Annotated in this window: 18 protein-coding genes; 14 read left to right on the top strand and 4 right to left on the bottom strand. The window is 60.9% G+C overall.

The genetic code is table 11. The features are described 5' to 3' along the window. Window positions 1-214 precede the first annotated feature (214 nt). The 7 genes from AC50YL_RS21640 to AC50YL_RS21610 all read left to right on the top strand — a co-directional run bounded on the left by AC50YL_RS21640 (window position 215) and on the right by AC50YL_RS21610 (window position 10,135). Window positions 215-1,078, top strand: coding sequence for an ABC transporter permease (locus AC50YL_RS21640; protein ID WP_494834664.1), 864 nt, complete (start codon window positions 215-217; stop codon window positions 1,076-1,078). A 30-nt stretch (window positions 1,079-1,108) separates the two neighbouring features. Beyond that, a complete protein-coding gene (locus AC50YL_RS21635; protein WP_494835263.1) occupies window positions 1,109-1,996 on the top strand; it encodes a carbohydrate ABC transporter permease in 888 nt (295 codons plus the stop codon). A gap of 81 nt (window positions 1,997-2,077) precedes the next feature. Continuing rightward, window positions 2,078-3,793 carry an ABC transporter substrate-binding protein gene (locus tag AC50YL_RS21630; protein WP_494834662.1) on the top strand — a complete coding sequence of 572 codons (1,716 nt, stop codon included), beginning with the start codon at window positions 2,078-2,080 and terminating at the stop codon, window positions 3,791-3,793. 55 nt (window positions 3,794-3,848) lie between these two features. After that, window positions 3,849-5,363, top strand: a complete 1,515-nt coding sequence (locus AC50YL_RS21625) for a glycoside hydrolase family 43 protein (protein ID WP_494834660.1) — start codon at window positions 3,849-3,851, stop codon at window positions 5,361-5,363. Window positions 5,364-5,420: 57 nt separating this feature from the next. After that, on the top strand, window positions 5,421-8,336 hold the full coding sequence (locus AC50YL_RS21620; protein ID WP_494834658.1) for a glycoside hydrolase family 3 protein: 2,916 nt from the start codon (window positions 5,421-5,423) through the stop codon (window positions 8,334-8,336). 227 nt (window positions 8,337-8,563) lie between these two features. Then, window positions 8,564-9,037, top strand: a complete 474-nt coding sequence (locus AC50YL_RS21615) for a MarR family winged helix-turn-helix transcriptional regulator (protein WP_494834656.1) — start codon at window positions 8,564-8,566, stop codon at window positions 9,035-9,037. Window positions 9,038-9,058: 21 nt separating this feature from the next. Next, a complete protein-coding gene (locus tag AC50YL_RS21610; protein ID WP_494834654.1) occupies window positions 9,059-10,135 on the top strand; it encodes an MFS transporter in 1,077 nt (358 codons plus the stop codon). Between the two features lie 47 nt (window positions 10,136-10,182). Here the strand turns inward: AC50YL_RS21610 and AC50YL_RS21605 are convergent, their stop codons facing one another. Together AC50YL_RS21605 and AC50YL_RS21600 are read right to left on the bottom strand one after the other, a co-directional pair. Further along, window positions 10,183-11,364 (bottom strand): oxalate decarboxylase family bicupin, encoded by a 1,182-nt coding sequence (locus tag AC50YL_RS21605; RefSeq protein ID WP_494834652.1) that lies wholly within the window; start codon window positions 11,362-11,364, stop codon window positions 10,183-10,185. 14 nt (window positions 11,365-11,378) lie between these two features. Next, on the bottom strand, window positions 11,379-12,080 hold the full coding sequence (locus AC50YL_RS21600) for a cupin domain-containing protein (RefSeq protein WP_494834650.1): 702 nt from the start codon (window positions 12,078-12,080) through the stop codon (window positions 11,379-11,381). Between the two features lie 174 nt (window positions 12,081-12,254). Here AC50YL_RS21600 and AC50YL_RS21595 point away from each other — a divergent pair, with 174 nt between their 5' ends. Then, window positions 12,255-13,610, top strand: coding sequence for a TolB family protein (locus tag AC50YL_RS21595; protein ID WP_494834649.1), 1,356 nt, complete (start codon window positions 12,255-12,257; stop codon window positions 13,608-13,610). A 104-nt stretch (window positions 13,611-13,714) separates the two neighbouring features. Here AC50YL_RS21595 and AC50YL_RS21590 read toward each other — a convergent pair whose 3' ends face one another. Next, entirely contained in the window at window positions 13,715-18,022 is a 4,308-nt protein-coding gene (locus tag AC50YL_RS21590) for a BclA C-terminal domain-containing protein (protein WP_494834648.1), read from the bottom strand. Between the two features lie 13 nt (window positions 18,023-18,035). After that, window positions 18,036-19,634, bottom strand: coding sequence for a glycosyltransferase (locus AC50YL_RS21585; protein ID WP_494834647.1), 1,599 nt, complete (start codon window positions 19,632-19,634; stop codon window positions 18,036-18,038). An 82-nt stretch (window positions 19,635-19,716) separates the two neighbouring features. Between AC50YL_RS21585 and AC50YL_RS21580 the strand changes: the two genes are divergently transcribed. From AC50YL_RS21580 to AC50YL_RS21555, 6 genes are all read left to right on the top strand, one after another. After that, the gene (locus tag AC50YL_RS21580) at window positions 19,717-20,550 is read left to right on the top strand and encodes a class I SAM-dependent methyltransferase (RefSeq protein ID WP_494834645.1); all 834 of its coding nucleotides are present in this window, start codon (window positions 19,717-19,719) and stop codon (window positions 20,548-20,550) included. Then, the gene (locus AC50YL_RS21575) at window positions 20,547-21,671 is read left to right on the top strand and encodes a glycosyltransferase (RefSeq protein WP_494834643.1); all 1,125 of its coding nucleotides are present in this window, start codon (window positions 20,547-20,549) and stop codon (window positions 21,669-21,671) included. The genes AC50YL_RS21580 and AC50YL_RS21575 overlap by 4 nt, the downstream gene beginning before the upstream one ends. Further along, window positions 21,668-22,351 (top strand): class I SAM-dependent methyltransferase, encoded by a 684-nt coding sequence (locus AC50YL_RS21570; protein ID WP_494834641.1) that lies wholly within the window; start codon window positions 21,668-21,670, stop codon window positions 22,349-22,351. The genes AC50YL_RS21575 and AC50YL_RS21570 overlap by 4 nt, the downstream gene beginning before the upstream one ends. 32 nt (window positions 22,352-22,383) lie before the next feature. Next, a complete protein-coding gene (locus AC50YL_RS21565) occupies window positions 22,384-22,986 on the top strand; it encodes a class I SAM-dependent methyltransferase (RefSeq protein WP_494834639.1) in 603 nt (200 codons plus the stop codon). 310 nt (window positions 22,987-23,296) lie between these two features. After that, on the top strand, window positions 23,297-23,881 hold the full coding sequence (locus AC50YL_RS21560) for a TetR/AcrR family transcriptional regulator (RefSeq protein WP_494834637.1): 585 nt from the start codon (window positions 23,297-23,299) through the stop codon (window positions 23,879-23,881). Between the two features lie 28 nt (window positions 23,882-23,909). Beyond that, window positions 23,910-25,424, top strand: a complete 1,515-nt coding sequence (locus AC50YL_RS21555; RefSeq protein WP_494834636.1) for an MDR family MFS transporter — start codon at window positions 23,910-23,912, stop codon at window positions 25,422-25,424. Window positions 25,425-25,589 lie beyond the last annotated feature (165 nt).

The following is a 25,589-nucleotide window of genomic DNA, read 5'->3' as shown; positions in this document are numbered from 1 at the left end:
GCTGCTTGCGATAGGCGCTTGTCCTTATCATGCTATTTTAAGACCCTAAAATCAAGGATCGGGCGAATGGCTTGGACTATAATGCTAGATGGAAGTGAACATGCAGAGGAGTGGTACGGATTTGTCTGTTATCCCGTTAGAACGCGACAGGCCTTCGAAGACGACAACGCGCGGGTTTTGGCATCGCCTGGTTCAACAGAAATACCTTTATTTCATGTCCGTCCCTTTCGTCGTTTGGGTGTTCGTATTCAGTTATTTGCCGCTGTGGGGTTGGACCATGGCGTTCCAGAAGTTTCGGGTCGGCCGCTCGTTTTTCGATCAGCAATGGGTGGGATTCGATAATTTTCGCACGCTGTTTCAGGACGACCAGTTCTTCAACGCGCTGCGCAATACGCTTGCGATGAGCTTCATGGGGCTGGTCGGGGGCTTTACGATCCCGATCGTCTTCGCCGTTCTCTTGAATGAAGTAAGGCTTTCTTTCCTGAAACGGTTCGTGCAAACCGTCTCTTATCTGCCGCACTTCGTGTCTTGGGTCGTCGTGGCAGGCATCGTGACGAAGATGCTTTCAACGGACAACGGCATCGTTAACCAGCTTCTGGTCGGCTTGCACGTCATCCATGAGCCCATCCAGTTCATGGCGAAGGAGAATCTGTTCTGGTCGCTCGTCACCGGCGCGGACATGTGGAAGGAAACCGGCTGGAACGCGATCATCTACCTGGCGGCGATCGCCGGCATCGGTCCCGAGCTGTACGAAGCGGCGCGGGTGGACGGCGCAAGCCGTTTAAGGCAGATTTGGCATATCACGCTGCCGGGGATTCGTTCCACGATCATCATTTTGCTGATTATGTCCGTCGGTCACCTGATCAGCATCGGATTCGAGAAGCAGTTCCTCCTCGGGAACAACCTCGTGAAGGACAAGTCGGAGGTGCTGGATCTGTATGCGCTTAATTACGGCCTCGGCATGGGACGGTATTCGTTCGGTACCGCGATCAATATCTTCAACTCGGTCGTCAGCTTGATTCTGCTCTTCGCCGCCAACGGCATCTTCAAACGGGTCACCAAAGAGAGCATCATGTAAGGAGGGTTCGGTTTGGAAAAACATACACGCATGCAGGCATCGCTGCCGGATCGCGTCTTCGATGTCGTCGTCTATCTGGTCGTCTTGTCGGTTGCCGTTTGCACGCTCTACCCGTTCCTGAACGTGCTGGCCATTTCGCTGAACGATTCGACCGACACGGTGAGGGGAGGCATCACGCTTATTCCCCGTCATTTCACGCTGGAGAACTATTCGCTGATCTTCTCGTTCGACGGGCTTCTGACCGGCTTCAAAATATCGGTGCTGCGGACGTTGGTCGGAACGCTGCTGGGACTCGTCAGTTCGTCCATGCTGGCCTACGTGCTCAGCCGCGTGGATTTTCAGGGCCGCAAATTCATCTCGGTCTTCCTTGCGCTGACGATGTACGTCTCGGGAGGACTCATTCCGTTCTATATCCTGATGCGGGACATGCATCTGCTGGGCACGTTCGCGGTCTATGTGCTGCCGGGACTTGTTAGCGCATTCAACGTATTCGTCATCCGTTCGTTCATCGACGGGCTTCCCTATGCGCTGCAGGAATCGGCGAAGATCGACGGGGCCAACGATTTCACGATTTATTGGCGCGTCATCCTGCCGCTGATGACGCCGGCGCTCGCCACGATCGCGCTGTTCCTGGCGGTCGGCCAATGGAATTCCTGGTTCGACACGTACTTGTACAACGGCTCGAAGGAGAACCTGACCACGCTGCAATACGAGCTGATGAAGGTGCTGCAGAGCACGCAGGTCGGCAGCAACGGCAACGTGAACGGCATGAACATGAACCAGGTCATGAACCGGATCTCGCCCGAATCCGTCAAGATGGCCATCACGATCATCGTGACGGTACCGATACTGGTCGTCTATCCGTTCGTGCAGCGGTATTTCGTCACCGGCATGACGCTTGGCGCGGTGAAAAGCTAGCCGGACGCAGCCGTCGTTATCGACAAGGCTGCCCGATCGGATAGTCACGCCTATCCAGAAACTTAAACAGGGGGTATTACAATGGGAAACAACTTGAAACGCATGGCAGGATTAAGCATGGCAGTGACGCTCTCGCTCGGCCTGCTGGCGGGATGCGGCGGAAACGACGGCGCGGGAAATGAAAGCGCGGCTGGCGGGAACGCCGCGGCCGGCGCCGACGGAGCAGCCGACACGTCTCCGATTACCTTCTCGTTCTTCAGCAGCGATCCGAACCCGAACTGGCAGAACATGCAGGACGAGGTCAGCCAAGCGATCACGAAGGAGACGGGCGTAACGCTCGATGCCGAATTCGCGGTGGGCGATCCGTCGCAGAAGGTGGCGCTGATCGCGACCAGCGGCGATTACCCGGATCTGATCAGCCCCAAGGGAGACCTGAACAAGCTGGTCGACGCGGGAGCCATGCTCGATCTGACCGATCTGATCGACAAATACGCGCCCAACCTCAAAAAGCTCTTCGGCGATCAAATAAAACGCCTGCGCTACAGCAACGACGACGAATCGATCTACGTCATCCCGACCTACTCGGCCGTGGACGGGGTCAATTTCGTCGCGGGAAGCGGATTCGAGCTGCAGCACGCCGCGGTGAAGGAAGCGGGCTACCCGCAGGTCAAGACGCTGCAGGATTACGAGAACGTCATTCAATCCTACATCGACAAGCATCCGACCGATAAAGACGGCAACAAGAACATCGGCCTCGCCCTCAGCGCGGACGATTGGCGGATGTCCATCTCCGTGACGAACCCGGCCGCCGAAACGACCGGCAAATCGGGCGACGGCGAATATTATATCGATCCGGAAACGAACGAAGCGACGTATCACTACCGCACCGAAGGGGAGAAGGAGTATTTCCAGTGGCTGAACCATATGTACAACGTCGGTCTGCTCGATAAGGAAAGCTTCGTGCAGAAATACGATCAATATTTGTCCAAGATCGCATCGGGGCGGGTGGTCGGACTGATCGACGTGGATTGGGATTACGCGGACGGCGAGAAAGCGCTGAAGACCGCGGGCAAGCTCGACCAAACCTACGGGCATTATTCGGTCATGCTGAACGACGGCGACAAGGACAACCGTTTTCAATCGACGGGCTTCATGGCCGGTTGGGGCGTGGGCATCTCCACGGATTGCAAGGACCCGGTCCGCGCCATCAAATTCCTGGACTTCCTGGCCTCCGAGCAGGGGCAGCTTCTCAACAACTGGGGCATCGAGGGCAAGGAATATACCATGCAGGACGGCAAGCGCGTCGTGCCGCAGGACGTTCAGCAGCGGATCACGAACGACAACACGGCGTTCAGCAAGGAAACCGGCATCGGCTTCTATACCAATCTGGGCGCGCATTACGGCGACGGCGTGAAAGATTCGACGGGCAACTATTACACGAAGAATTTCCCCGAACAGATTGCCGACGCCTACACGGCGGCCGACAAAGAAACGCTGAAAGCCTACGGCGCGACGACCTGGATGGACTTGTTCCCGAACGAGAAGGATTTCCCGGTCAAAGCATGGGGAGCAGCATGGAATATCGCGGTTCCCGGCGACGACGACGTGACGATTTTGGCGAGCAAGATGCAGGACATCACGTGGAAGAAAATCCCGCAAGCCATTATGGCGAAGCCGGAGGACTTCGACAAGATCTGGGACGCTTATCAGCAGGAGCTGATCGATGCCGGCGTCGAGAAAATGGAAAAAGGCTTTACGAAATACGTCCAGGATCGCGTCAAGCTTTGGAACGAGTAGCAGGCCCGGTACGCCATCGGACCCTAAATAAACGCAAGATAAGGAGAGCCCACGCATGAATTATCGCAACCCCGTCATCAGCGGCTTTCATCCGGACCCCAGCGTCTGCAGAGTCGGCGAGGACTATTATTTGGTAACCAGCTCGTTCGAATATTTTCCGGGGGTCCCGTTGTTTCACAGCAAGGACTTAGTGAACTGGGAGCAGATCGGCCATGTCCTGACGCGGCCGGAGCAATTGGATCTGCGCAAGGCTTGGAGCTCGGGCGGGATCTACGCGCCGACGATCCGTTATCGCGACGGGGTATTCTACATGACCACGACGAACGTTTCGAAGGGCGGCAATTTCTATGTATACGCCGACGATCCGCGCGGCTCATGGTCCGATCCTATCTACGTGGATCAACAGGGAATCGACCCGGATATGTTCTTCGACGAGGACGGCACGGTCTACTACACGACTTCCCATGACGCAAACGGGCAAGGCGCTTACCAAAGCCGTATCGACCCGAGAACCGGGGAGCGGCTGTCGGATGTTGCCTGCGTCTGGAACGGGACGGGCGGCCAATATCCCGAAGCGCCGCATATCTATCGGGTCGGCGACTGGTATTATCTCCTGATGTCCGAGGGGGGCACGGAGTACGGCCACATGGTCACGATTGCGCGAAGCAGGAGACCGGACGGTCCGTACGAGAGCTGTCCCTATAATCCGATCCTATCCCATCGCAGCCTGCTCAAACCGATTCATGCGACGGGACATGCCGACTTGATTCAGACGCAGGACGGCAGCTGGTGGGCGCTATTCCTTGGCGTGCGGCCGATCGGCTATCCCATGCAGCATAATCTCGGCCGCGAAACGTTCCTGGCGCCGGTCGCATGGACGGAAGACGGCTGGCCGATCATCGGGGACAACGGCACCGTCTCCGAAACCATGCCGACGGGCGGTCTTCCGCTGCAGCCGGTTCGCGTTCCCGCGGCGAGAGACGATTTCGACGGTGCCGCGCTTGCGCCATGCTGGAACTTCCTGCGTTCGCCGGACCCGGAGAATTGGTCGCTCTCGGCGCAGAGCGGCAGCTTAACGCTGCACGGATCTCCAGTCACGCTGAACGAAGTCGGCGCAGTGGCCTTCGTCGGCAGAAGGCAGCAGCATTTCGCATGCCGCGCGGATGCGCACCTGGCGTTCGCGCCGCAGCGCGACGGCGAAGAAGCGGGCATTACCGTATATATGAATGAACGATTTCATTACGAGCTTGCGGTAACGCGGATCGCGGGCGAGCGCAAGCTTATCTTCCGCAGAAGGCTGGGGACGCTGTGGAAGGTCGAGAACGAAGTGCCATGGTCGGCGGATTCGGTCGTGCTGACCGTTCGAGCGGACAAAAAACACTACGAGTTCGGTTATTCCGGCGGCGGGGAAGAGCCTGCCCGGATGGGTCTCGGGGAATGCGGGCTGCTTGCCACGGAAGTGGCAGGCGGGTTTACGGGCGTATTCATCGCCATGTACGCGACGGGCAACGGCGCGCGCTCCGCCTCGCCCGCGCATTTCGACTGGTTCGAGTATCGGGTCTCCGAGTAGATCTCGGATGATGGCAGACGTAATTTTCTGTATGATTGGTGCGAGGAGCGTGATACGATGACAACCGACAAGAGCTTCCCGTATTGGAATCCCGACCTGCCGCTCGAGGACCGCGTGAACGATCTGATCGCCCGGCTGACGACGGAGGAGAAGATCGGACTCATGCCGCAGTACCAGATCGCGGTAGAACGGCTTGGCGTGCAGGCGTACAAGCACGGCACGGAAGCGGCTCACGGCATGGCTTGGCTGGGGGAGGCGACGAGCTATCCGCAGCCGATCGGCCTGGCCTGCACATGGGACAAGGAATTGCTCGAGCGAATCGGGAGCGCGATCGGCGACGAGGCACGCGGTTTCTATAGGAAGAATCCGTCGCATAACGGCCTGACGTTATGGGCGCCTACGGTCGACATGGAGCGCGACCCGCGATGGGGCCGGACGGAGGAAGCGTACGGCGAGGATCCGGTGTTGGCCGGCAAACTGGCCGCGGCGCTCGCGAAAGGCATCCAGGGCGACCATCCGTTTTACTTGAAGGCCGTTGCCACGCTGAAGCATTTTATCGGCAACAATAACGAGGCGGGGAGAGGCGATGCATCCGTCAGCCTCGATCCGCGCAATCTGCGCGAGTATTATTTGAAGGCGTTCGAGATCCCCTTCAAGGAAGGCGGAGCCCAGTCGATGATGACGGCTTACAACGCCATCAACGGCGTGCCGGCGAATCTGAGCCGGGACGTGGTCGACATCGTCAAGCGCGAGTGGGGGATGAACGGTTTCGTCGTCAGCGACGCGTTCGACGTGACGGGGACCGTGCGGGATCATCATTACGTGGAGACGCTGAAGGAAGCGGTGGCCCGCTCGGTGCGGGATGGCGGCATCGACAGCATCACGGACGAAGCAGCCGTGGTCACGGAAGCGATTCGCGAAGCGATCGCGGACGGTCTGCTTACGGAAAACGATCTGGATACCGCGCTTCGGAACACGTTCCGCGTTCGGTTCAGGCTCGGGGAATTCGATCCGGCGGAACGAAATCCGTATGCCGGTCTCGACGAGTCGGCGATCCTGCGTCCGGCGCATGCGGAGCTGGCGCGTGAGGCTGCTCAGAAAGCCATCGTGCTGCTGAAGAATGAAGGACGGACGCTGCCGCTGCATGCGGATAAGCTTAGCAAGGTTGCCGTCATCGGCCCGCTCGCCGATATCGTCTACGCCGATTGGTACAGCGGTACGCTGCCCTATGCGGTTACGCCGCTGGACGGCATCCGCGAACGGTTGGCAGCCGCCGGGACCGGAGCCGTCACTGCGCACGCGGGCGGCACCGATCGCGTGCGGCTGAAGTCGGTGCGCACGGGACGGTATGTCCGGTTCGGCGATGACGAGAAAGCCATGCTCGCCGCGGACGCGCCGCGTGCGGAAGAAGGCGACGTATTCGAGGTCACGGACTGGGGCTGGGGCAGCCATACGCTGATCGCGGAGCGGAACGGCCGGTATCTGACGACGGACGACAAGACCGTGCAGGCGTCTGCCGACCGGATCTGGGAGTGGTTTACGAAGGAAGTGTTCCAGATTCGTCGGGCTGCGCATAATGGCGCGATCGCGACCGTCTCGACCTGGAACGGGATGCCCGTGACGATCGACGAGGAGACGGGTGCGCTGCTCGTCGGCGACGGTCGCGCGGCGGAGACCGCCAACGCCATCAACGTAGGCGGAGCGGCGGATGCCGGCGGTTCGGAGACCGGCCTGCAGGCCGAAACGTTCGAGCTCGAATGCGTATCCAGCGGCATCGATGCGGCCGTCGAAGCGGCGCGCGGCGCCGACGCGGCGATCGTGTTCGTCGGCAATCATCCCTTGATCAACGGCAAGGAGACGATGGACCGGCCCGACATTACGCTGGCGGAGTCGCAGGAGAAGCTCGCGCTTGCGGTCCTTGCGGCGAATCCGAATACGATCGTGGCGGTCGTCGGCAGCTATCCCTTTGCCCTGAATGCTTTGCAGGAGAAGGTACCGGCGATTCTGTACACTTCTCATGCGGGCCAGGAGCTCGGCCATGCCGTGGCGGACGTGCTGTTCGGCGACGCCAATCCGGCGGGACGGGTAAACATGACCTGGTACGAATCCGTCGACCAGCTGCCGCCTCTCATGGATTACGACATCATCCAGGGCGGCCGCACGTACCAGTATTTCGAAGGCGAGCCGCTTTATCCGTTCGGACACGGTCTCTCGTACAGCGAGTTCCGTTATGAATCGCTGCGGCTGTCCGCGAGCCGGGTCGAGACCGGAACGAGCGCGGATATCGAAGTTGCCTGCCGAGTGACGAACGCGAGCGGCAGCGCGGGCGAAGAGGTCGTGCAGCTGTATGTACGGGCTGGGGCTTCCCGCGTCAAACGACCGAAACTTCAACTGGCGGACTTTAGGCGAATCGCGCTGACCCCGGGCGAGACGGCGGAGGTGACTTTCCGTCTGCCGCTTGAATCGCTGGCGATCTGGGACGTCACGCGCGAGCGGTTCTGCATCGAGAGCGGAGCGTATACGATCCTGATCGGCGCTTCCTCCGGCGATCTGCGCTTGGAAGGACGTCTGACGGTCGCAAGCGAGACGATCCCGCCGCGCGATTTGAAGCAAGTAACCCGGGCCGCGAACTACGATGCGTACCGCGGCATTCATCTCGGCGAATGCGCCGAGGGCGGCAGCGCCGCCGTCGTAAGCGGCGGGACGGGCTGGCTCGCGTTCCGCGACGTTGAGCTCGGCGCGGGCGTCTCCGCGATCGAGATACGGGCGGCGGCCCCTGAGGATGCGATCGTCGAAGTCCGGTTGGATGGGCCGGACGGACCGCTCGCCGGCAAGTGCATGCTTCCGGCCGGCGGCGGGAAGGACTGGCGAAGCGTCTCGTGCGGGCTGACGGGCGCGTCGGGGCGGCGCGACGTATACCTCGTCATGATTGGTGCGGTTTCGCTTGGCTGGTTCCGAATGCTGGCCGGCTGATCGTGCTAAATGAAACCTATATTTTCGAAGCGCTCGAAGGCTGCCGGAGACTCTGCCGGCTTTTCCTTCGGGCGTTTTGCTTTGAATGGGCGAAATCGTTCGTCGGCCGTTCCGATCAAATCCGGCGCAAGGCAAAATGGACAAATCTATGGACAAATCCATTGACAGAATCGTTTGTTTCACATATAGTTGTCTTAACAACTAATATTCATGAAGGATGAACGCAGATGTCTACAATAGGACAGAACGTCAATCGTCCCTTGCCGATCGGTTTTTTGATGGGCGTCACGCACCGGAAGCTGACAGCCTTGTTTCAACAAGGTCTCCATGCCTACGGAATCACGGTGGAGCAATGGTCCGCGCTGAACCAAATCGATTGCGCGCAGGGCTTGATTCAGAAGGAAATCGCCGATCGGACGGGCAAGGACAAGCCGACCGTGACGCGCATTCTGGATCATCTGGAGAAGAAGGGCTTGATCTACAAAAAGCCCGGCGAGCGGGACCGGCGATCGTTTCTCGTGTACTGCACGGACCTCGGGAGACAGGTGATCGCCGAAACGACGCCGATCGAGGACGCCGTAACGGCGGAAGTGAAGCGCTGCATATCGGAAGCGGAATACGACGCGATGATGGAGCTGCTCGTTCGCATACAGCGGCATATCGGCGGCAAGCTCGAATACTCGGAAGAAACGGAAGACTAACTAACTATTGGAGCGGTGAACATGCAGCAGGACCAACAACGAACCCCTTTATGGACAAGGCCGTTTATTGCGCTTACGACCTGTTTCTTTTTGTTATTCCTCAGTTTGCAAATGCTCTTGTCGTCCTTTCCGGCCTACGTGAAGGACGAGTTCCATGCGGGCAACGTGCAGGCCAGCCTGGTCACGACGGTATTCGCGCTGGCGGCCATCGTTTCCCGTTTCGCCACGGCCGCGCTCATGAGGCGCGTGCCGCGCATGACGCTGCTGCTTGCGGGACTTGCCATCGCCGCCGCGACGACGGCGCTTTATACCGCTGCCGGATCGTTCGGCGCGTTGTTGGCGCTTCGGATCGGCTACGGCATCGGCTTCGGGATGGCGAGCACGATTCTGCCGACGCTCGTGTCCCGCATTATTCCGTTGGGAAGAATGGGAGAGGGCATCGGATACTTCGGGCTGTCGACGAGCCTGGCCATGTCCGTCGGACCTTCTATTGGGTTGAATGTCATGAAACATTCCGGTTTCGCGCAGCTGACGATGCTTGGCTGGGTCGCGGCGGTGCTGATTTTCCCCGTATTGTGGTTGGCGCGTTCGAAGCGGCGGGCGTCAGACGGCGGTCAGCCTCAAGCCTCCGCCAAGCCGGCGGCGGCAAAGCCCGGATTCAACCGCAAGCTGCTGTTTCCCGTGCTGCTGAACGTCCTGCTGTCGATCACGTACAGCGGTCTGCTTAGTTTTCTCGCGTTGTTCGGCGATTATGTGCATATCGAACAAGTCGGACTGTTCTTCCTGTTCAATGCGATCACGATCATTCTTGTTCGCCCGTTCTCCGGGCGGATCTTCGATAAACGGGGGCATGCGGCCGTGCTCCTACCCGCCGGCCTGTCCGTGATGCTCAGCATGGTGCTGCTCTCGAACGCGCATGCCATACCGCTATTCGGCGGCCTGCATGGTGGTGTTCGTGATCCTCGGCGCCTGGCAGTACCTCGCGTCCGCGAAGCGGCGCAAACGGGCCGCGGCAGGCGCGGCTGTCGGCATGTAAAACGGTTTGGTTTGCCCTCATGTTCGTACGAAATACGACGCAAAAAGACCCTTCGGAACTGAAGGGCTTTTTGGCGTTTCGGGCGAGATGCGGGGGACATTCGCTCCTGTTAGCGTGCTGGATATTTCACGACCGGCCATTTGACTTTGCGCAGCGAATTCATCAGCTCCGGCGAAGCGTTCAGGTTGTCTTTCACGAGCTGATGCGGCGTCAAGGCCATCCACTGATTCAGGGAAATGTCCTCGAACCGCGGCGCTTTGAACATTTCCAGGAACCAGAGCGTGTCCTTGCCCGTGTTCTGCACGTAATGGCCCATCGCGAACGGTACGTAGCCGACGTCGCCGGCGCGGTAATCGAACGTTCTGGCGATTCCGTTCCCGGCGAATACCGTCATGCGGCCCTGGCCGGACAAATAATACTGCCACTCGTCGTTATTGGGATGCCAGTGCAGCTCGCGCATCGCGCCGGGCTTGATCTCGACGAGCGCCGCGGCGATCGTCTTGGCGATGGGGAAGTTGCTGGAATCCGTGATCCGAACGGATCCGCCGGGCGTGACAATCGGCTCTTGGGCAAGCATGGAATGCTTGAACGACAGCGGTACGGTGCCGTATGGCGATTGCACTTCTTGGCTCTCCAGCGAGCCCGGCACCTTATCCTGAAAAATATAAACCTGCCCCGAAGGGATGCCGTTAAAGGCACTGACGGGGACGCCGAAATTGGCGGCGAGCACGTCCTTCGGGGTATGAGCGAACCAGTCCGAGATCGTGAGCGTGTTCAGGTCCGAGAAATTACCGTCGTCGAACACGAGCAGAAATTCGCAGCCGCCTTCCAGCGCCTGGATCGAATGCGGAAGGCCCGCCGGAAAATACCATAAATCGCCCTGCTCGATGTCGGCGATAAAGTTGCGGCCCTGCCAATCCACGGACGTGACGCGGGCGCAGCCCCAAATCATGAAGGCCCATTCGGCCTGTTGATGCCAATGCAGCTCGCGCACGCCGCCGGGAAGGAGGCTCATGTTGACGCCCGCAAGCGTCGTGGCGATCGGCAAGTCGCGTGCGGTGATTTCTCTGGACCAGCCGCCTCTATTCAGCTGCATATGCGTGTCGGAGAACGCGAACTTCATATTCGGCAGCAGTCCGTTATCCGTGACGGGGGGGACGAGCATGTTCGGATTTTCCTTGTCGCGCATTATGTCGCGCGGACCGAAGTCGGGACCGCCGAAGCCGTCGCTGATCCGGATCGGCTGCGGGATGAATTCCGGCTTCGCGCCGTTAGGTTGATCAAGTGCCATGCGCATAGCCTCCTTTATCCGTTGAAGTTGCCGTAATCCCAGCCGTTGCCGATGACCGGCGCGGGGAACTGCGGATAGCCGTAGGCAGGCTGTTCCCGCTGTCCGTATGGCTTCTGCGGATAATGGGCGCCGTGATGCTGTACGTGGGGAGGTACCGTCGCGGCTCCCGCGACTTGGCCGGGCTTGCAGCCGACCGGCGGGCCGATGACGACCGTTTGGGTAATGGGGGCAACGGCCGCTTTCCAAGTGGCTTCATCGAGGCAGTAGGTATGGGCGTACACGCTGGCCGGCGTCAAACGGAGCACATCCGAACCCGGGATGAATTCCGGCACCGGCGCGTCGAATATCGCGAGCAGGTGGGTATTGTCGACCGTAGCGATCTCGTAATGCCACCAGCCTTGAGGCACGTTCGCCACTTGGCCCGGCTGGATCGGGAAGTTCAACAATTTTTTCGTGAACGGGTTGATCAGCGAGACGACGGCCGCGCCGGCGATGCAGAAGACGAGTTCGGAAGCGTTCTGATGATAATGCGGTTCGACGACGTTGCCGGTACTGAGGTAGATGTCGAGCAGCGACACGTTGCCGAGCGTATTCAGCTGACCGATGCCGAGCGCGTTGATATAATTGCGCGAATCCTTCGTGTAGAAGTTGTTGTTTTTGAGGTCGTAGGTGAACTGCACGTTCGGAGCGGTGTAGTCCATATAGGAAACTGCCATTTTTTTCTCCTGCCCTTCTATCCATATAGGCTCTTGCCTGACGCCATAGTGTATGTTGCTGGGCGGTAGCGGGTGCAGCATCGGCCGGCGATAAAATGGCGCGATTTGGCACAAGCTAAATTGCCGGGTTTCGCGATGCTGCAAGACTACGTTCCGGCGGAAAGAGGTTACGCAATGAATAAAGGCCCAACAGTACGCGGCATGATGCGGCAATGGCTTTGGATCGCGATCGTTGCGAGCGGCTTGTGTTTGCTTTCCCTTCCCGCTTTGGCCGAAGGAGGGGGAAAGTCGGCCGGAGCAGCCAGTCAAGCGATGCCGTCTCGTCATATATCGGAACAGGCGGCCTTCGTCCGCGGAGGCGCGTTATGGGTGAAGGAGCGAGGGAGCGAGCGCCGATTGACGGAAGCCGGCGATCATGCGCGCAACCCGGCTTGGTCGCCGGACGGCAGGTGGATCGCCTACAATGCAGGGGAAGAGGAACGGCAGCTGTGGGTGGTCGAAGCCGCAACCGGGAAGAGCCATCTGGCCGCTCCCGAAGGCGGAAATCGGTTTCTATGGTCACCCGCTCGTGACAGATTGGCGTACCTGAGCGACGAGAAGCTTCGCACGGTCGGGCCGGAGGAAGGCGACGAGCCTGCGGATATCGCGGCCGATATCGGGAATTTCGGTTGGCTCCCCGACGGAAGCGGCTTCATCGTCTCGTCGGCCGCGCAGCTGCTGCCGGAGGGCTGGACGCCCGTGCGGATCAGCCGCATCCTGCTGCCGAACGGAAGCTCGGATCCCGTTCAGGAGGAGCCGCTGCATGTCCTGCCGAAACAAATCGGCGACCAAATCGTCGTGGGCACGACCGGGTTTAAATGGTCCGGAAGCGGGGAATGGGTTGCTTTTCTCGCGATTCCGACCGCCTCGTTGTCGGCGGACGCCAACACGTTGTGCGTCTTATCGGCGGACGGGCGAACGTTTCTCCCGTTCGATTCCATGGCGCACAACGAACAATGGTTCGAGTGGTCGCCGAAGTCGTCCGGGCCCGCCGGAGACCGGTTGGCGTACATCTCGGGCATCGGCAGGGAAGCGACCTCGAATAAACGACTCAAAGTAACGCCGGTTCCTTCGCTGCAGCCGGTCGCCTATACGCCGGACGGCTTCGTCGATCAGAACTTGGCTTGGTACGGCGAGCAATCGATCGTCGTCTCCCGCGCCAAGGAAGGTGCCTGGACGGGAGATCCCGGCAAGCGTCCGATGCCGTTTCTCGTGCGGGCGGACATGTCCGGCGGGAAACAAGCGGCGATCGCGAAAGCGGGCAGGGGACGGGGAGATTTTAGCCCGGTGCGATTGACGGGCGCGGCGCTCGGCTGGGTCCGATCCGATCGGACGGTTTCCGATGTATTTGTCGCGGAATCCGCGGCCGAAGCCAAGAACGCGCGTGCGTGGATCAAGGGAATCGATGCCGGCGATAATTTCTACGAGCAGTGGAATTGGCAGCCGGTGCTGCGCTTCTACTCTCCTGAGCGTGCTGTCCCGCCGCGATAAAAGTCGTTGCGCTGGTCCCGGTCATGCGCGCATGCGCTGTGGAATACAAAGAAGGCTGCCAAGGGATTCCCTTGGCAGCCTTCTTGCCGAGAAACGAACCTGATTTACGAGAGCTTGACGATTGTCAGCGCGGCGCCTGCCGCCCCGCTGATCAAGGTTGCGGCCCCGAGCAGTCCGAAGAATTGGAGCGTGATCGTGGATCCCGCCGTCAGCGTCAGAATAACCATATTGTTGAATTCGGAGAGCGAGAGGACCGGCGCGACGATGGACGGGGTGGACGGCGTCCCATTAATCAGCAATCGCGTACTGAGCAGCAAGGCTGCCGTCAGATTCGCCTGGTACGAGATCATATAGCTCCCGGCCGAAGGCACGGTAAACGTATCGTTGGCTCCGTTGACGGTTATGCCGCCGTTCAGCACCTGGTTGTTCGGCAGCGGGACATTCGTGCCGCCGAGAAGGACCGCGATAATGCCGCCGCCCGTGTTGGCGGCGAAGCTGTTGATGTTCGTGAAGACCGTGCCGGTCGCCCCGGTAGCGCCAGTGGTGCCAGTGGCCCCGGTTGCGCCGGTGGCTCCGGTCGTGCCAGTAGCACCCGTAGCGCCGGTTGCTCCGGTGGATCCGGTGGCACCCGAAGTGCCTATTGTGCCCGTTTCTCCAGTAGCACCAGTGGATCCGGTTGCGCCAGTAGCGCCAGTGGCTCCAGTGGCTCCAGTGGCACCAGTAGCTCCCGTAACCCCCGTAATACCCGTTTCGCCGGTCACGCCGGTCGCGCCGGTTTCGCCCGTGGTACCTGTAGCCCCGGTTACACCGGTCACACCTGTCGTTCCAGCGAGTCCAGTCGCTCCCGTAGTGCCGGTTTCGCCGGTCACGCCGGTCGATCCGGTTTCGCCAGTGGCGCCTGTAGCCCCGGTCACGCCGGTCACTCCCGTAGCTCCAGCGAGTCCAGTAGCGCCGGTTTCGCCGGTCACGCCGGTCGATCCGGTTTCGCCAGTGGCGCCTGTAGCCCCGGTCACGCCGGTCACACCCGTAGTTCCAGCGAGTCCAGTAGCCCCCGTAGCGCCGGTTTCGCCGGTCGCCCCGGCTGCACCAGTTCCGCCCGTGGCGCCGGCAGCCCCCGTAACACCGGTCACACCCGTAGTTCCAGCGAGTCCAGTCGCCCCCGTAGCGCCGGTTTCGCCGGTCGCGCCGGCTGCACCAGTTAAGCCCGTGGCGCCCGTAGCCCCCGTAACACCGGTCACACCCGTAGTTCCAGCGAGTCCAGTCGCCCCCGTAGCACCGGTTTCGCCGGTCGCGCCGGCTGCACCGGTTCCGCCCGTCGCGCCCGTAGCCCCGGTAACACCGGTCACACCCGTAGTTCCAGCGAGTCCAGTCGTCCCCGTAGCACCGGTTTCGCCGGTCGCGCCGGCTGCACCAGTTCCGCCCGTGACGCCCGTAGCCCCGGTAATACCGGTCACACCCGTAGTTCCAGCGAGTCCAGTCGCCCCCGTAGCACCGGTTTCGCCGGTCGCGCCGGCTGCACCAGTTCCGCCCGTGGCGCCCGTAGCCCCGGTAACACCGGTCACACCCGTAGTTCCAGCGAGTCCAGTCGCCCCCGTAGCGCCGGTACCGCCAATACTGCCAGTAGTTCCAGTGTTACCGGTAGCTCCAGTCGTGCCGGTTGAACCCGTTGATCCAGCGGTACCGGTAGTCCCCGCTGCTCCGGTGTCGCCGGTCGCGCCCGCAGCGCCGGTACCGCCTGTGGCGCCAGTAGCCCCGGTGATGCCTGTAACTCCAGTAGATCCGGCAGTCCCGGTCGCGCCGGTATCCCCAGTCACACCTGCGGTTCCGGTCGCTCCAGTACCGCCCGTCGCGCCCGTAGATCCGGTGGCTCCGTTACTTCCCGTTACGCCAGTCGCGCCGGTTGCCCCGGTCGTTCCCGCGCCAGTCGCGCCGGTCGCCCCTGTATTGCCCGTGCTGCCGGCCGCGGCAATCAGCAGATAATCCGGCGAAGATCCCGGCGTGCCGCTCGGTCCGGCCACCGTCGCGATATAAGTGCTGCCGTTGAAGGTGACGACCTGCCCGGCAGGGTAAATCGGCGCGTTGACGGGATTGAACGCCGTGATGCCTTCGAAGCCGATGCCGGTCGACCCGGTAGATCCGGTCGCACCCGTAGCCCCTGTAGTACCCGTCGCGCCGGTTGCGCCAGTGGAGCCTGCAGTACCTGTTGTTCCGGTTTCGCCCATAGCTCCGGTATTGCCGGTTGCACCGGTCGTACCCGCGCCAGTCGCGCCGGTCGCTCCCGTGCTGCCCGTGCTGCCGGCCGCGGCGATCAGCAGATAATCCGGCGAAGATCCCGGGGTCCCGCTCGGTCCGGCCACCGTTGCGATATAAGTGCTGCCGTCGAAGGTGACAACCTGCCCGGCCGGATAAGTCGGCGCATTAACGGGATTGAAGGCGGTGATGCCTTCGAAGCCGACGCCGGTCGACCCGGTAGCTCCAGTCGCACCCGTCGCGCCCGCAGCCCCGGTCGTACCCGTCGCGCCGCTTGCTCCCGTGGAACCGGAAGCACCGGGCGTTCCGGGTGTACCCGTCGCCCCGGTACCGCCTGTCGCCCCGGTAATTCCCGCGCCGGTTGCGCCGGTTGCCCCTGTACTGCCCGTAGAGCCGGCCGCGGCGATCAGCAGATAATCCGGCGAAGACCCCGGCGTCCCGCTCGGCCCGGCTACAGCCGTGATGTAGGTGCTGCCGTTGAAAGTCACGACCTGCCCGGCAGGGTAAGACGGCGCATTGACGGGATTGAAGGCCGTGATGCCTTCGAAGCCGACGCCGGTCGAGCCGGCAGATCCGGTCGCACCCGTCGCGCCCGCAGCCCCGGTCGTACCCGTCGCGCCGCTTGCTCCCGTGGAGCCGGAAGCACCGGTCGTTCCGGGTGTACCCGTCGCCCCGGTACCGCCCGTCGCCCCGGTTGTTCCCGCGCCGGTCGCGCCGGTCGCTCCCGTACTGCCCGTGCTGCCGGCTGCGGCGATCAGCAGATAATCCGGCGAAGATCCCGGCGTCCCGCTCGGCCCGGGTACTGCCGTGATATAGGTGCTGCCGTTGAAAGTCACGACCTGCCCGGCCGGGTAAGACGGCGCATTGACGGGATTGAAGGCCGTGATGCCTTCGAAGCCGACGCCGGTCGAGCCGGTAGATCCGGTCGCACCCGTAGCGCCGACGGCGCCCGGCCCGCCGGTCGCGCCAGTCGAGCCGGTTCCGCCGGTCTGACCGGCGGTTCCCGTCGCTCCGGTGCCTCCCGTGGCTCCGGTTGCGCCTGCGCCCGTGGAACCTGTTCCTCCGGTCGTCCCGGTGCTGCCGGTCGCCCCGGCCGCGGCCGCCAGCAAATAATCCGGCGAAGACCCCGGCGTGCCGGATGGTGCGGCGACCAGCGCAATATAAGTGCTGCCGCCGAAGGTGACGACTTGACCTTCGGGATAACCCGTCGCGTTCAACGGATTGAACGCCGTGATGCCGTCCAAGCCGGCTCCGGTCGGCCCGATCGGTCCAGGATTACCGGTCGCGCCCGTAGCCCCGGTCGCCCCGGTGGTTCCGCCGGCCGCGATCAACAGATAGTCGCTGGAATTATCCGGCGAACCGGAAGGGCTTGCGACCAATGACATGAAGGTGCTGCCATTGAAGGTGACCAATTGACCTGCCGGATAGAACGGCTCATTGAGCGGGTTGAAGACCGTAACGCCATCCATGCCGACGCCGGTCGGACCGACCTGGCCTTGCGTCCCGACCGGGCCTGCAGCTCCTGCCGGGCCAGCAGGTCCGGGAGGTCCCGGCGGTCCGGGAGGTCCAGGCGGCCCAGGAATTCCGTGCGGTATTCCCAACTGCGAGAAGATCGACGCCAGCTGCTGTTCATTCGCCCGGACGAGGGACACCAGCGCGTCTTTGTCCGACGGAGGAATCGCGAACAGCAGGATAAGGCCGCCGAGGAGGTTCAGCAGCTCGCTGCCGATGACCGCCGCGCCAAGCGGGGAAAAGGGCACGGCTTCCACCAGGGTGATGAAATTCTCGAGCAAGGCCAGCAGTTCGGCCTGTTCCGGCCGCGCGAAATCGATTTCGAGCGCGAGCGCGCGCAGCTCGCGAAGCAGGGCATTTAACTGGGCGATGCCGCTCGGCGACGGCGAAGCGAGGACGGAAGAAAGCAGCCCTGCCATTTGGCCCAGCAGCTGCTTCAGCCTGTTCAACTGCGACTGCGTTAAAGGAATCGAATAGTTCGGTTTTCGGATGGGATGTTCGTGATGGCGCTCATGATGCGGATGTTCATGATGCAGGTGCTGCCCCTGCGGATCGTGCAGCGGCGGCTTGGGCTGCTGGCCGTGCAGCGGCGGTCTGAGCGTCGGGTCCAGTTCGTTGTGGTTGCCGTTGTTCGCATCGTCGTTTGCCATTCGGTTCACTCCTCTATTTCATAGCTGCCGGAACGGGAGATGTCGTCAAGAAAGCTTCGTTCTCCTGCCAGTCGATCAACCGGGGAACGGAGAGAATGGAGTCGTACTGCTCTTTCCAGCCGTAACGCGAGTCGGGGTCCAGCTCGGCGTAACGCGCCGCCTTCAAGCGTCTGTCGGCTTCCCTCGCCCAGCCGAAATGCTTCAGCCGCAAATCCGACAGCATCGGGGCGGGGTCGAACAGGTTTCGCGGGAAACGCCCGCAATGCTGCTGCGATTCCTGCCATAGGTAAGGGAAACCGGCGACGTACCTGGCCAGAAAAGGACGATATGTCAAATGCGCCTGCCAGTGTGCGTCTTCCCGGTACTGCCGATCGTTCCAAAAATCGTACAACCGGAACAGGTAAGCATGCGCATGGGGATTAGCCAGCAAGGAAGCGATCTCGCCGGAGAACCGGTCTTCGAAATATTCGTCCGCGTCCAGGTTCAAGATCCATTCCGGCCGAAGCCGGGCCGTCGCGTCCCACTGCTGTTTTCTTAAATCCACCTCGTTCGCGAATCGGGACTCTTCGTTGCGCACGTAATAGAGCGGGATGCCTTCCAGCCGCTCATGGATGATATCCGCGGTCGCGTCCGTGCTGCCGTCGTCGATGATGACGGCAGCATCGATATATTCGCGGTGCCGGCGCAGCGCCTCGGTCAGGTAACGCCCTTCCTCGTTCCGCGCGACCATGGAGAGGACGAGCTTCGGACCCGCGTATTTCAGGAAGAAATAAGGCGGCGTCCGCCGTTCCTTGTCTTCCGGCGCCGTCACGCGGTAGTACTGCCGCGCCCGCAGCAGATCCGTATCCCGGTATATATGGAAAGCCGGGTAACGGGTATCGACGGACAATCCGAGACCGAGCGCGGCGGCGCGCACGCAAAAATGCCGATCCTCGCCCCAGAGGGACAAGTTCGGTATCCGTTGAAAAGATATCGGCTGTTCCAGCGCCGTTCGCGCGATCAGCGTGCAAGCTCCCAGTCCGCCGACATCGTATACGCCGGGCATGCGGAGCTTCATGAGCAGCTTTGCCTGTTCAGCTCTGGCCGCGTCGGGATCGCCGTCCGTCTGCCAGGGCCAATAATGGTCTTTCAGCCAAACCTGGGGCAATTCCATGCTTTCCGGATACCACTGCGTCCAAAATATCGCGGATACGAGCGGTTTTTCCGTTTCCAGCAGCGATTCCATGGTTTCGGGATGGAGCAGCAGATCGGAGTCGACGAGAAACAGGGCGTCGTACCGCTCTTCGCGGGCGATCTGGATGAAACGGTCTTTCCAGCCGGCTACTCTGCCGATCAGCTCATCGTTCCAATAATGGGTCACTTCGTCCCGTTTATAAGCGCATGATGCCGGACTGCGCTCGAGAAGCCTGGCCGTGGACAATCCCTGGGCATTGACGACGTCCGCAAACTGGACAAGCAGCGTGCTGGCAGCGGCATCCTCGTTGTCATCGACGAACACATAATCGCATTTCCAGGTCGTACGGCGCAGCCTTCCCAGCGATTGAAGAAACAAAGCGAGAATCTCTTCTTTCTGACGGACGGGGCTGCCGATGAGAATGCGCCGCTCGGTCATTTCACCACTCCCCTCAAATCATGGAATATTGAAAGTTATGAGCCATAAAGTAGTAATATTCTTGCATTCAGGAGGGAAAGGCATGCCTTGTCCGCTTTGCGACGCCGCTGATTCCCGCCTGTTCGCGGTCTACGAGCGACATAAGCTGGAGACTTGCCCGAGCTGCGGACTAGTCTATCAAGACCCCGGCAAGCTGCGTGGCGCGGCTTCCGTTATTGAAGAGATTTACGATACGGCTTGGGTAGCCATGCGCGAGCAATTCGGTCATTTAACCTTCATGGATCACGCCGTCTTTAATTCGCTTCTGCTCGAGATGGTTGCGCCCGCGAAAGGGAAGCTCCTGGAAATCGGATCCGGCACGGGCGAGTTCTTTTATATGGCGCGATGCGGGGGGTGGGACGTCGTCGGCTTCGTGCGCGTATGCGTCCGCCAAATACGGCCTGCCGCTGAACCGGTCGCTGTGGAACCGGGAGCTTGCCGCGAGCGGCGGCCCGTATCAGGCCACGCGGCCTGGCATGTGCTTGAACATCTCGATCGGCCGGTCGCGTTTTTGCGCGAAGCGGCAATGCTGCTGGCGCCGGACGGCGTGATCGCGTTCAGCGTGCCGAACCGGCGGTCGCTCATGAACCTCATTCACGGCATTCGCTCTCCGCTGTATACCGAGGTGGATCATCTCTGCCATTTCGATCTCGCGAACGTCCAGCAATTGGCGGCGGCGGCCGGTCTCGGCATCCGCATGCTGTTCACCCGTCAATACGTGCACGGCTTCGAGGACTTGCTGGCGGCGCATCCCGCCTTCGCCGGCTTGTCCGCAGAACAAAGAATGGGCCTGATCGCGCGCCTTCAAGGCGAAGGCGCCGGCCATGAAATCGTATGCGTGGCGTATCCGACGCCGGAAGGGAGCGCGTTATCTTGATCGGCATCAGCTTATGTTTGATCGTGAAGAACGAGGAGGAGGTTCTCGCCCGGTGCTTGGATTCCGTGAAGGCTGCCGTCGACGAGATCGTCATCGTGGATACGGGCTCGACGGATGCGACCAAGACCATCGCCGCGAAGTACACGAATTGCGTGTATGACTTTGCCTGGATCGACGATTTCGCGGCCGCGCGCAATTTTGCCTTCAGCAAAGCGACGTCTTCGCACATCCTGTGGATGGACGCCGACGACGTGTTCCTGGAAGACGACCTGAAGAAGCTGCTGGCGCTCAAAACCACGCTGCCGCCGGACACGGACGCGGTCTCCATGCACTATCATTTGGCCAAGGACGAATACGGCAACGTCACCAGCTCGCTGCGCCGCAACCGGCTGGTCAAGCGGACGAGGGGATTTCGCTGGATCGGCGCCGTGCATGAGTATTTGGAGGTGATCGGCACGCCGATCGCGGCGGATATCGCCGTCACGCATGCCAGCCTGCGGCACGACAGCGACCGGAATCTGCGCATATACGAACATCGGCTCGGGCAGGGCGAAGCATTCGGTCCGCGGGACCTGTATTATTACGCCAACGAGTTGAACGACCATGCCCGCTACGAGCAGGCGATCGCCTATTACAGCCGGTTCCTGCAGTCCGGCGAGGGTTGGGTGGAGGACAATATCGCCGCCTGCGGGAAAATATCCGATTGCTACGCCGCGCTCGGCGTGAAGGATCTGACGCTGGAATACGCGCTGCGGTCCTTCAAATACGGAAGCCCGAGGCCGGATGCTTGCTGCCGCATCGGATATTGGCATCTGCAGCAGGGCAATTACGCGGCGGCGGCCTATTGGTACGAAGCGGCGGCGAACGCGCCGAAGCTCGATGAAGCCTGGTCGCTGCAAAACATGTCCTGCGCGACATGGCTGCCTCAACTGCAGCTGTGCGTCTGCTACGACAAGCTCGGCGATTACGCGAAAGCGTACGAGCACAACGAGCGGGCGCGGGCTTATCGTCCCGACGACGCCTCGGTACAGCATAACAAATCGTATTTGGAAGCCGTCTTGAAGCTGCCTGGCGCATCGGCGGCGTCCTCCGAATCGGTCCAAGAGGAGGTATCGTTATGAGTCGGGGGGAAAGCGGCGCGGCAGGGCCGGGGGATCCGCTCGCGGCCCGGTTCTTCACGGATTCCGACGAGCGGGCGGATACGTTCGTATTTCCGCTGCCTGCTCCGTGGTGGAGCAGGCCCTACGAATACGCGTGGTGCGCCGGCTTCGCGCAGCCGAACGACGTTGCGCTCGACGCGGCATGCGGCATCTCGCATCCGTTCAAGTTTTATTTGGCCGACCGGTGCAGGAAGGCGCATGCCTGCGATTGGGACGCGCGCATCGAGTCGGAGACGGAGATCCTGCTCGACGTGGTCCGCGATTTCGGCAAGGGGGCCGCGGAAAGCCTGATGCGCTCCTCGAGCTTGAGCCGTTTGCGGCGGGCGCATGCCAGCATCGCGTCGCTGCCGTACCCGGCAGATCAATTCGACACGATCTTCTGCATCTCGGTGCTGGAGCATCTATCCGCCGAGGACTTGGCCGCGTCGCTCGGGGAATTCAACCGGACCTTGAAGAAGGACGGGAAGCTCGTGCTGACCTTCGATTATCCGACGGTCGATCTGACGCGCTTTCGCGAGTTGGCCTTGGGGAATGGCTTCGATTTTGCGGGCGCCTTCGACGAGTCGCTCCCTTCCGACGCCGTGTCGTCCGATCTATGGGGGCGCTTGTACTGCTATCGGGCCGTCCTGCGCAAACGTTAGGCGCTCGATCGAAGGGGGAGAAGGAGGAACCGATGGGATTCGATTACATTGCATACTGGGAGAACAATTATAAGGGCGGCGGTACGTCCGGCAGCGGCTCGTTCGGGGAGTTGGCCGCGTTCAAAGCGGACGTGGTCAACAAGCTCGTCGCGCAGTACGGCATCCGGCGGGTCATGGAATTCGGCTGCGGGGACGGCCATCAGCTGTCCCTCATGCAGTATCCGCAGTATCTCGGATTGGACATCTCGCCGTCCGCGGTCCGGCTGTGCGCGGAGAAATACGCGCGTGACGGCTCGAAAAGCTTCATGCTGTACCGGCCGGGGATGTTCGTCAACCGCGGCTTCGTGGAAGCGGATCTGACCGTCTGCCTGGACGTTCTCTACCATATTACGGACGAGGACGATTACCGGGCGACGCTCCGGGATCTGTTCAGTCCGCGCCCGCGCGTCGTCGTGCTGTACACGCGGCTCACCCGGGACAACGCGCCGCAAGTGATCGAGACGATCAAGGACCGCGACGTCTTTCACTACTTGGCGGAGTTTCAGGATTATTACGTGCAGGAACTCATCCCGCAGCGGCATAAGGAGCTGTCCTCCGCGGATTTCATTATTCTGCGGCGGGCTTCGGACAGCTAGGGGGCCGTTAGCAACAGCGATAGAATAAGAAAGCAACGGCAACATAAAAAGCCCAAACAGCATCGCGCAGATATCCCGCGCGATGCTGTTTGACTTGCGCATATCCGGCGCCTGCCCACGATCGATGCCGCTTACACCACGCTAGGCGGCCCTGCCGCATGGCGGGCGGGAAATCATGTTGAAGCGCGGACAATATTTGGCAGCGACAAAGAAAATAAGATTGACATCGCGGCAAGAACTGAATAAGATAGGTTCATAAGATGAATGAATGAATTATTCACTCATAATAGAAAACGGAGGAAAACGACGCATGACCATCGATTCGGAACAGATTCGCGACGATCGCAGGGAACAGATCAAGAAGGCGGCGCTGAAGGTGTTTGCCCAGCATGGCTTGATCGGCACGAAGATGAGCATGATCGCCAAGGAAGCCAAGATCAGCGACGGGCTGTCCTACCGCTATTTCAAGTCCAAGGACGAGATACTGACGGAGCTCGTCAAATCTTCCATCCGCGGCGCGAACGAAGCCTTCGCCCTCGTCGGATCGATGCCGGGCACGCCGACCGACCGGATCCGGATGATCGCCCAGGAGATTCTGCAGGAAGACAACCATGCCTTTATCCTGATGCAGCAGGTGATGGCTGCCCGTGACGTGCCGGACGAAGTGGCGAGGCTGATGAAGGATTACGATCCGATCGCGATGCTCGGGGCGCTGACGTCCATTATCGAGGAGGGGCAGAAGGCCGGGGAATTCATCGCCGGCGACGCGCGCGAGCTGAGCGCTTGGTATTTGACGACGCTGGTCGGGGTTATGAATTTGCAGGCCTCCGGGATGGAGGATTACCGGCGACCCAGTCCGGATTTCATGATCCGCTTGCTCGTGAAGCAAACCTAATTTCGAAGAGAGAGCTGGTGGAAACGCAATGACGAATGCATCCACGAACAAAACCTTTATCATGATCGGGCTGCTGCTCGGTCTCGTCTTCTCGGAGCTGGACCAGACGGCCGTATCGACCGCTTTGCCGACGATCATCCGGGAACTCCACGGTTTGTCGCTGTTCGGCTGGGTAGCGGGTATCTACATGCTCTCCATTACGGTCTTCATGCCGATCTTCGGCAAGCTCGCCGACCTGTACGGGCGCAAGCGGATTTATCTGATGTGCGTCGCCATGTTCATGGTCGGCTCGATCGTCTGCGGCTTGTCCCACTCGATGACGATGCTGCTGGCCGGCAGATGCGTGCAGGGGATCGGCGCCGGCGGCCTGATGCCGCTCGCGATGATCATCATCGGCGATTCCTTTCCGCTGGAGCAGCGCGCGAAGGTGCAGAGCCTCGTCGGTCCGATGTTGATCCTGCCGCAGCTGATCGGTCCCACGATCGGCGGGTACTTCGTCAGTCATATCGATTGGCACTGGATCTTCCTGATCAACATTCCGGTCGGACTCGTCGCGGCGTTCTTCGTGGCCAAGGGGCTGCGCGAATCGGTCAGTCCCGAGAAGAAGCAGATCGACTGGGCGGGCGCGTCGACGCTCGTGCTCGCCATATTGTCGCTGCTGTTCGCTCCGGTTCTGATCGACGTCAAGGGTTATGCATGGTCGTCCCCGGTCGTAATTGGACTGCTGGTCTTGTCCCTGCTGTTCATCGTATTGTTCGTCCGCATCGAAGCGAGGGCGGCCGAGCCGATCATTCCGCTGCAGCTGTTCCGCAACCGTTCGGTCGTCGTGCTGTCCTTGATCGTGTTCGTGACGATGCTCGGCGTCATGGGCGGCATGTCGGGTTTCCCGTTCTTCGCGCAAAACGTCATGGGCTTGACCCCGACGGCCTCCGGTTATCTGTCGCTGGCGTTCATGGCCGGCGCGATTCCGATGAGCGTCCTGTGCGGATTTCTCATTACCCGGGTCGCGTACAAATATTTGTTCGTCGCTTCGTTCGTATTGCCGATCGTCGGCTATCTGATTCTCTCGCGCATCGACGTCGAAACGACCGTGCTTTATATTCTCGTCGCGTTCTTCGTGCTTGGACTCGGCATCGGCGTCCTGTTCGGCAGCGATAATCTGATCGTGCAGGAAAGCGTCGACAAGGAGCATACCGGCGTCGGCGTCGCGACGGTCCAGCTGTTCCAATCGCTCGGCGCGACACTCGGCTTCAGCATCTTCGGCAGTCTGCTGTCCCGCCATATTCACGACGGCATCGCCGGCATGTCGGATCGCTTCCCGGCCGATTCGGCGGCATCGATCATGAACGGCGGCATACCGGAAGATCTCCCTGCTGATCTGGTTCTCGGCATCAAGACCGTGTTCGCGGACGCGTTCCAAGAGATGTTTCTGATCGGCGCGGCATTCGCCGCCGTGGCTTTCGCGATCTGCTGGTTCATGAAGCGCGAGGTGCTGACGCCGCAGACCGAAACGGAACAGCAGACGGCTGCCGTTCAGGCGTAAGGCGGTCATAAGCCGACAAGATGCTCGCTATTCTCATGCTGCTTCGATCGGGGATCGCCGGAGGGAAGCGGATAACGACGGCGGTTCAAGGTGCGTAAGTGACAAAAACGTCACACGGCGGCATCCTCCTTCGATGGATATGGCGATTCGTTCCAGTCTATAGTA

The sequence above is a fragment of the Paenibacillus sp. J22P277 genome, assembly GCF_059383675.1.
This window is presented reverse-complemented; position numbering and strand designations above follow the sequence as displayed.

Excerpts from the sequence above, each read along its gene's own strand:
- AC50YL_RS21640 (WP_494834664.1), top strand. The coding sequence starts at position 215 with ATGTCCGTCCCTTTCGTCGTTTGGGTGTTCGTATTCAGTTATTTGCCG.
- AC50YL_RS21635 (WP_494835263.1), top strand. The coding sequence starts at position 1,109 with ATGCAGGCATCGCTGCCGGATCGCGTCTTCGATGTCGTCGTCTATCTG.
- AC50YL_RS21630 (WP_494834662.1), top strand. The coding sequence starts at position 2,078 with ATGGGAAACAACTTGAAACGCATGGCAGGATTAAGCATGGCAGTGACG.
- AC50YL_RS21625 (WP_494834660.1), top strand. The coding sequence starts at position 3,849 with ATGAATTATCGCAACCCCGTCATCAGCGGCTTTCATCCGGACCCCAGC.
- AC50YL_RS21620 (WP_494834658.1), top strand. The coding sequence starts at position 5,421 with ATGACAACCGACAAGAGCTTCCCGTATTGGAATCCCGACCTGCCGCTC.
- AC50YL_RS21615 (WP_494834656.1), top strand. The coding sequence starts at position 8,564 with ATGTCTACAATAGGACAGAACGTCAATCGTCCCTTGCCGATCGGTTTT.
- AC50YL_RS21610 (WP_494834654.1), top strand. The coding sequence starts at position 9,059 with ATGCAGCAGGACCAACAACGAACCCCTTTATGGACAAGGCCGTTTATT.
- AC50YL_RS21605 (WP_494834652.1), bottom strand. The coding sequence starts at position 11,364 with ATGGCACTTGATCAACCTAACGGCGCGAAGCCGGAATTCATCCCGCAG.
- AC50YL_RS21600 (WP_494834650.1), bottom strand. The coding sequence starts at position 12,080 with ATGGCAGTTTCCTATATGGACTACACCGCTCCGAACGTGCAGTTCACC.
- AC50YL_RS21595 (WP_494834649.1), top strand. The coding sequence starts at position 12,255 with ATGAATAAAGGCCCAACAGTACGCGGCATGATGCGGCAATGGCTTTGG.
- AC50YL_RS21590 (WP_494834648.1), bottom strand. The coding sequence starts at position 18,022 with ATGGCAAACGACGATGCGAACAACGGCAACCACAACGAACTGGACCCG.
- AC50YL_RS21585 (WP_494834647.1), bottom strand. The coding sequence starts at position 19,634 with ATGACCGAGCGGCGCATTCTCATCGGCAGCCCCGTCCGTCAGAAAGAA.
- AC50YL_RS21580 (WP_494834645.1), top strand. The coding sequence starts at position 19,717 with ATGCCTTGTCCGCTTTGCGACGCCGCTGATTCCCGCCTGTTCGCGGTC.
- AC50YL_RS21570 (WP_494834641.1), top strand. The coding sequence starts at position 21,668 with ATGAGTCGGGGGGAAAGCGGCGCGGCAGGGCCGGGGGATCCGCTCGCG.
- AC50YL_RS21565 (WP_494834639.1), top strand. The coding sequence starts at position 22,384 with ATGGGATTCGATTACATTGCATACTGGGAGAACAATTATAAGGGCGGC.
- AC50YL_RS21560 (WP_494834637.1), top strand. The coding sequence starts at position 23,297 with ATGACCATCGATTCGGAACAGATTCGCGACGATCGCAGGGAACAGATC.
- AC50YL_RS21555 (WP_494834636.1), top strand. The coding sequence starts at position 23,910 with ATGACGAATGCATCCACGAACAAAACCTTTATCATGATCGGGCTGCTG.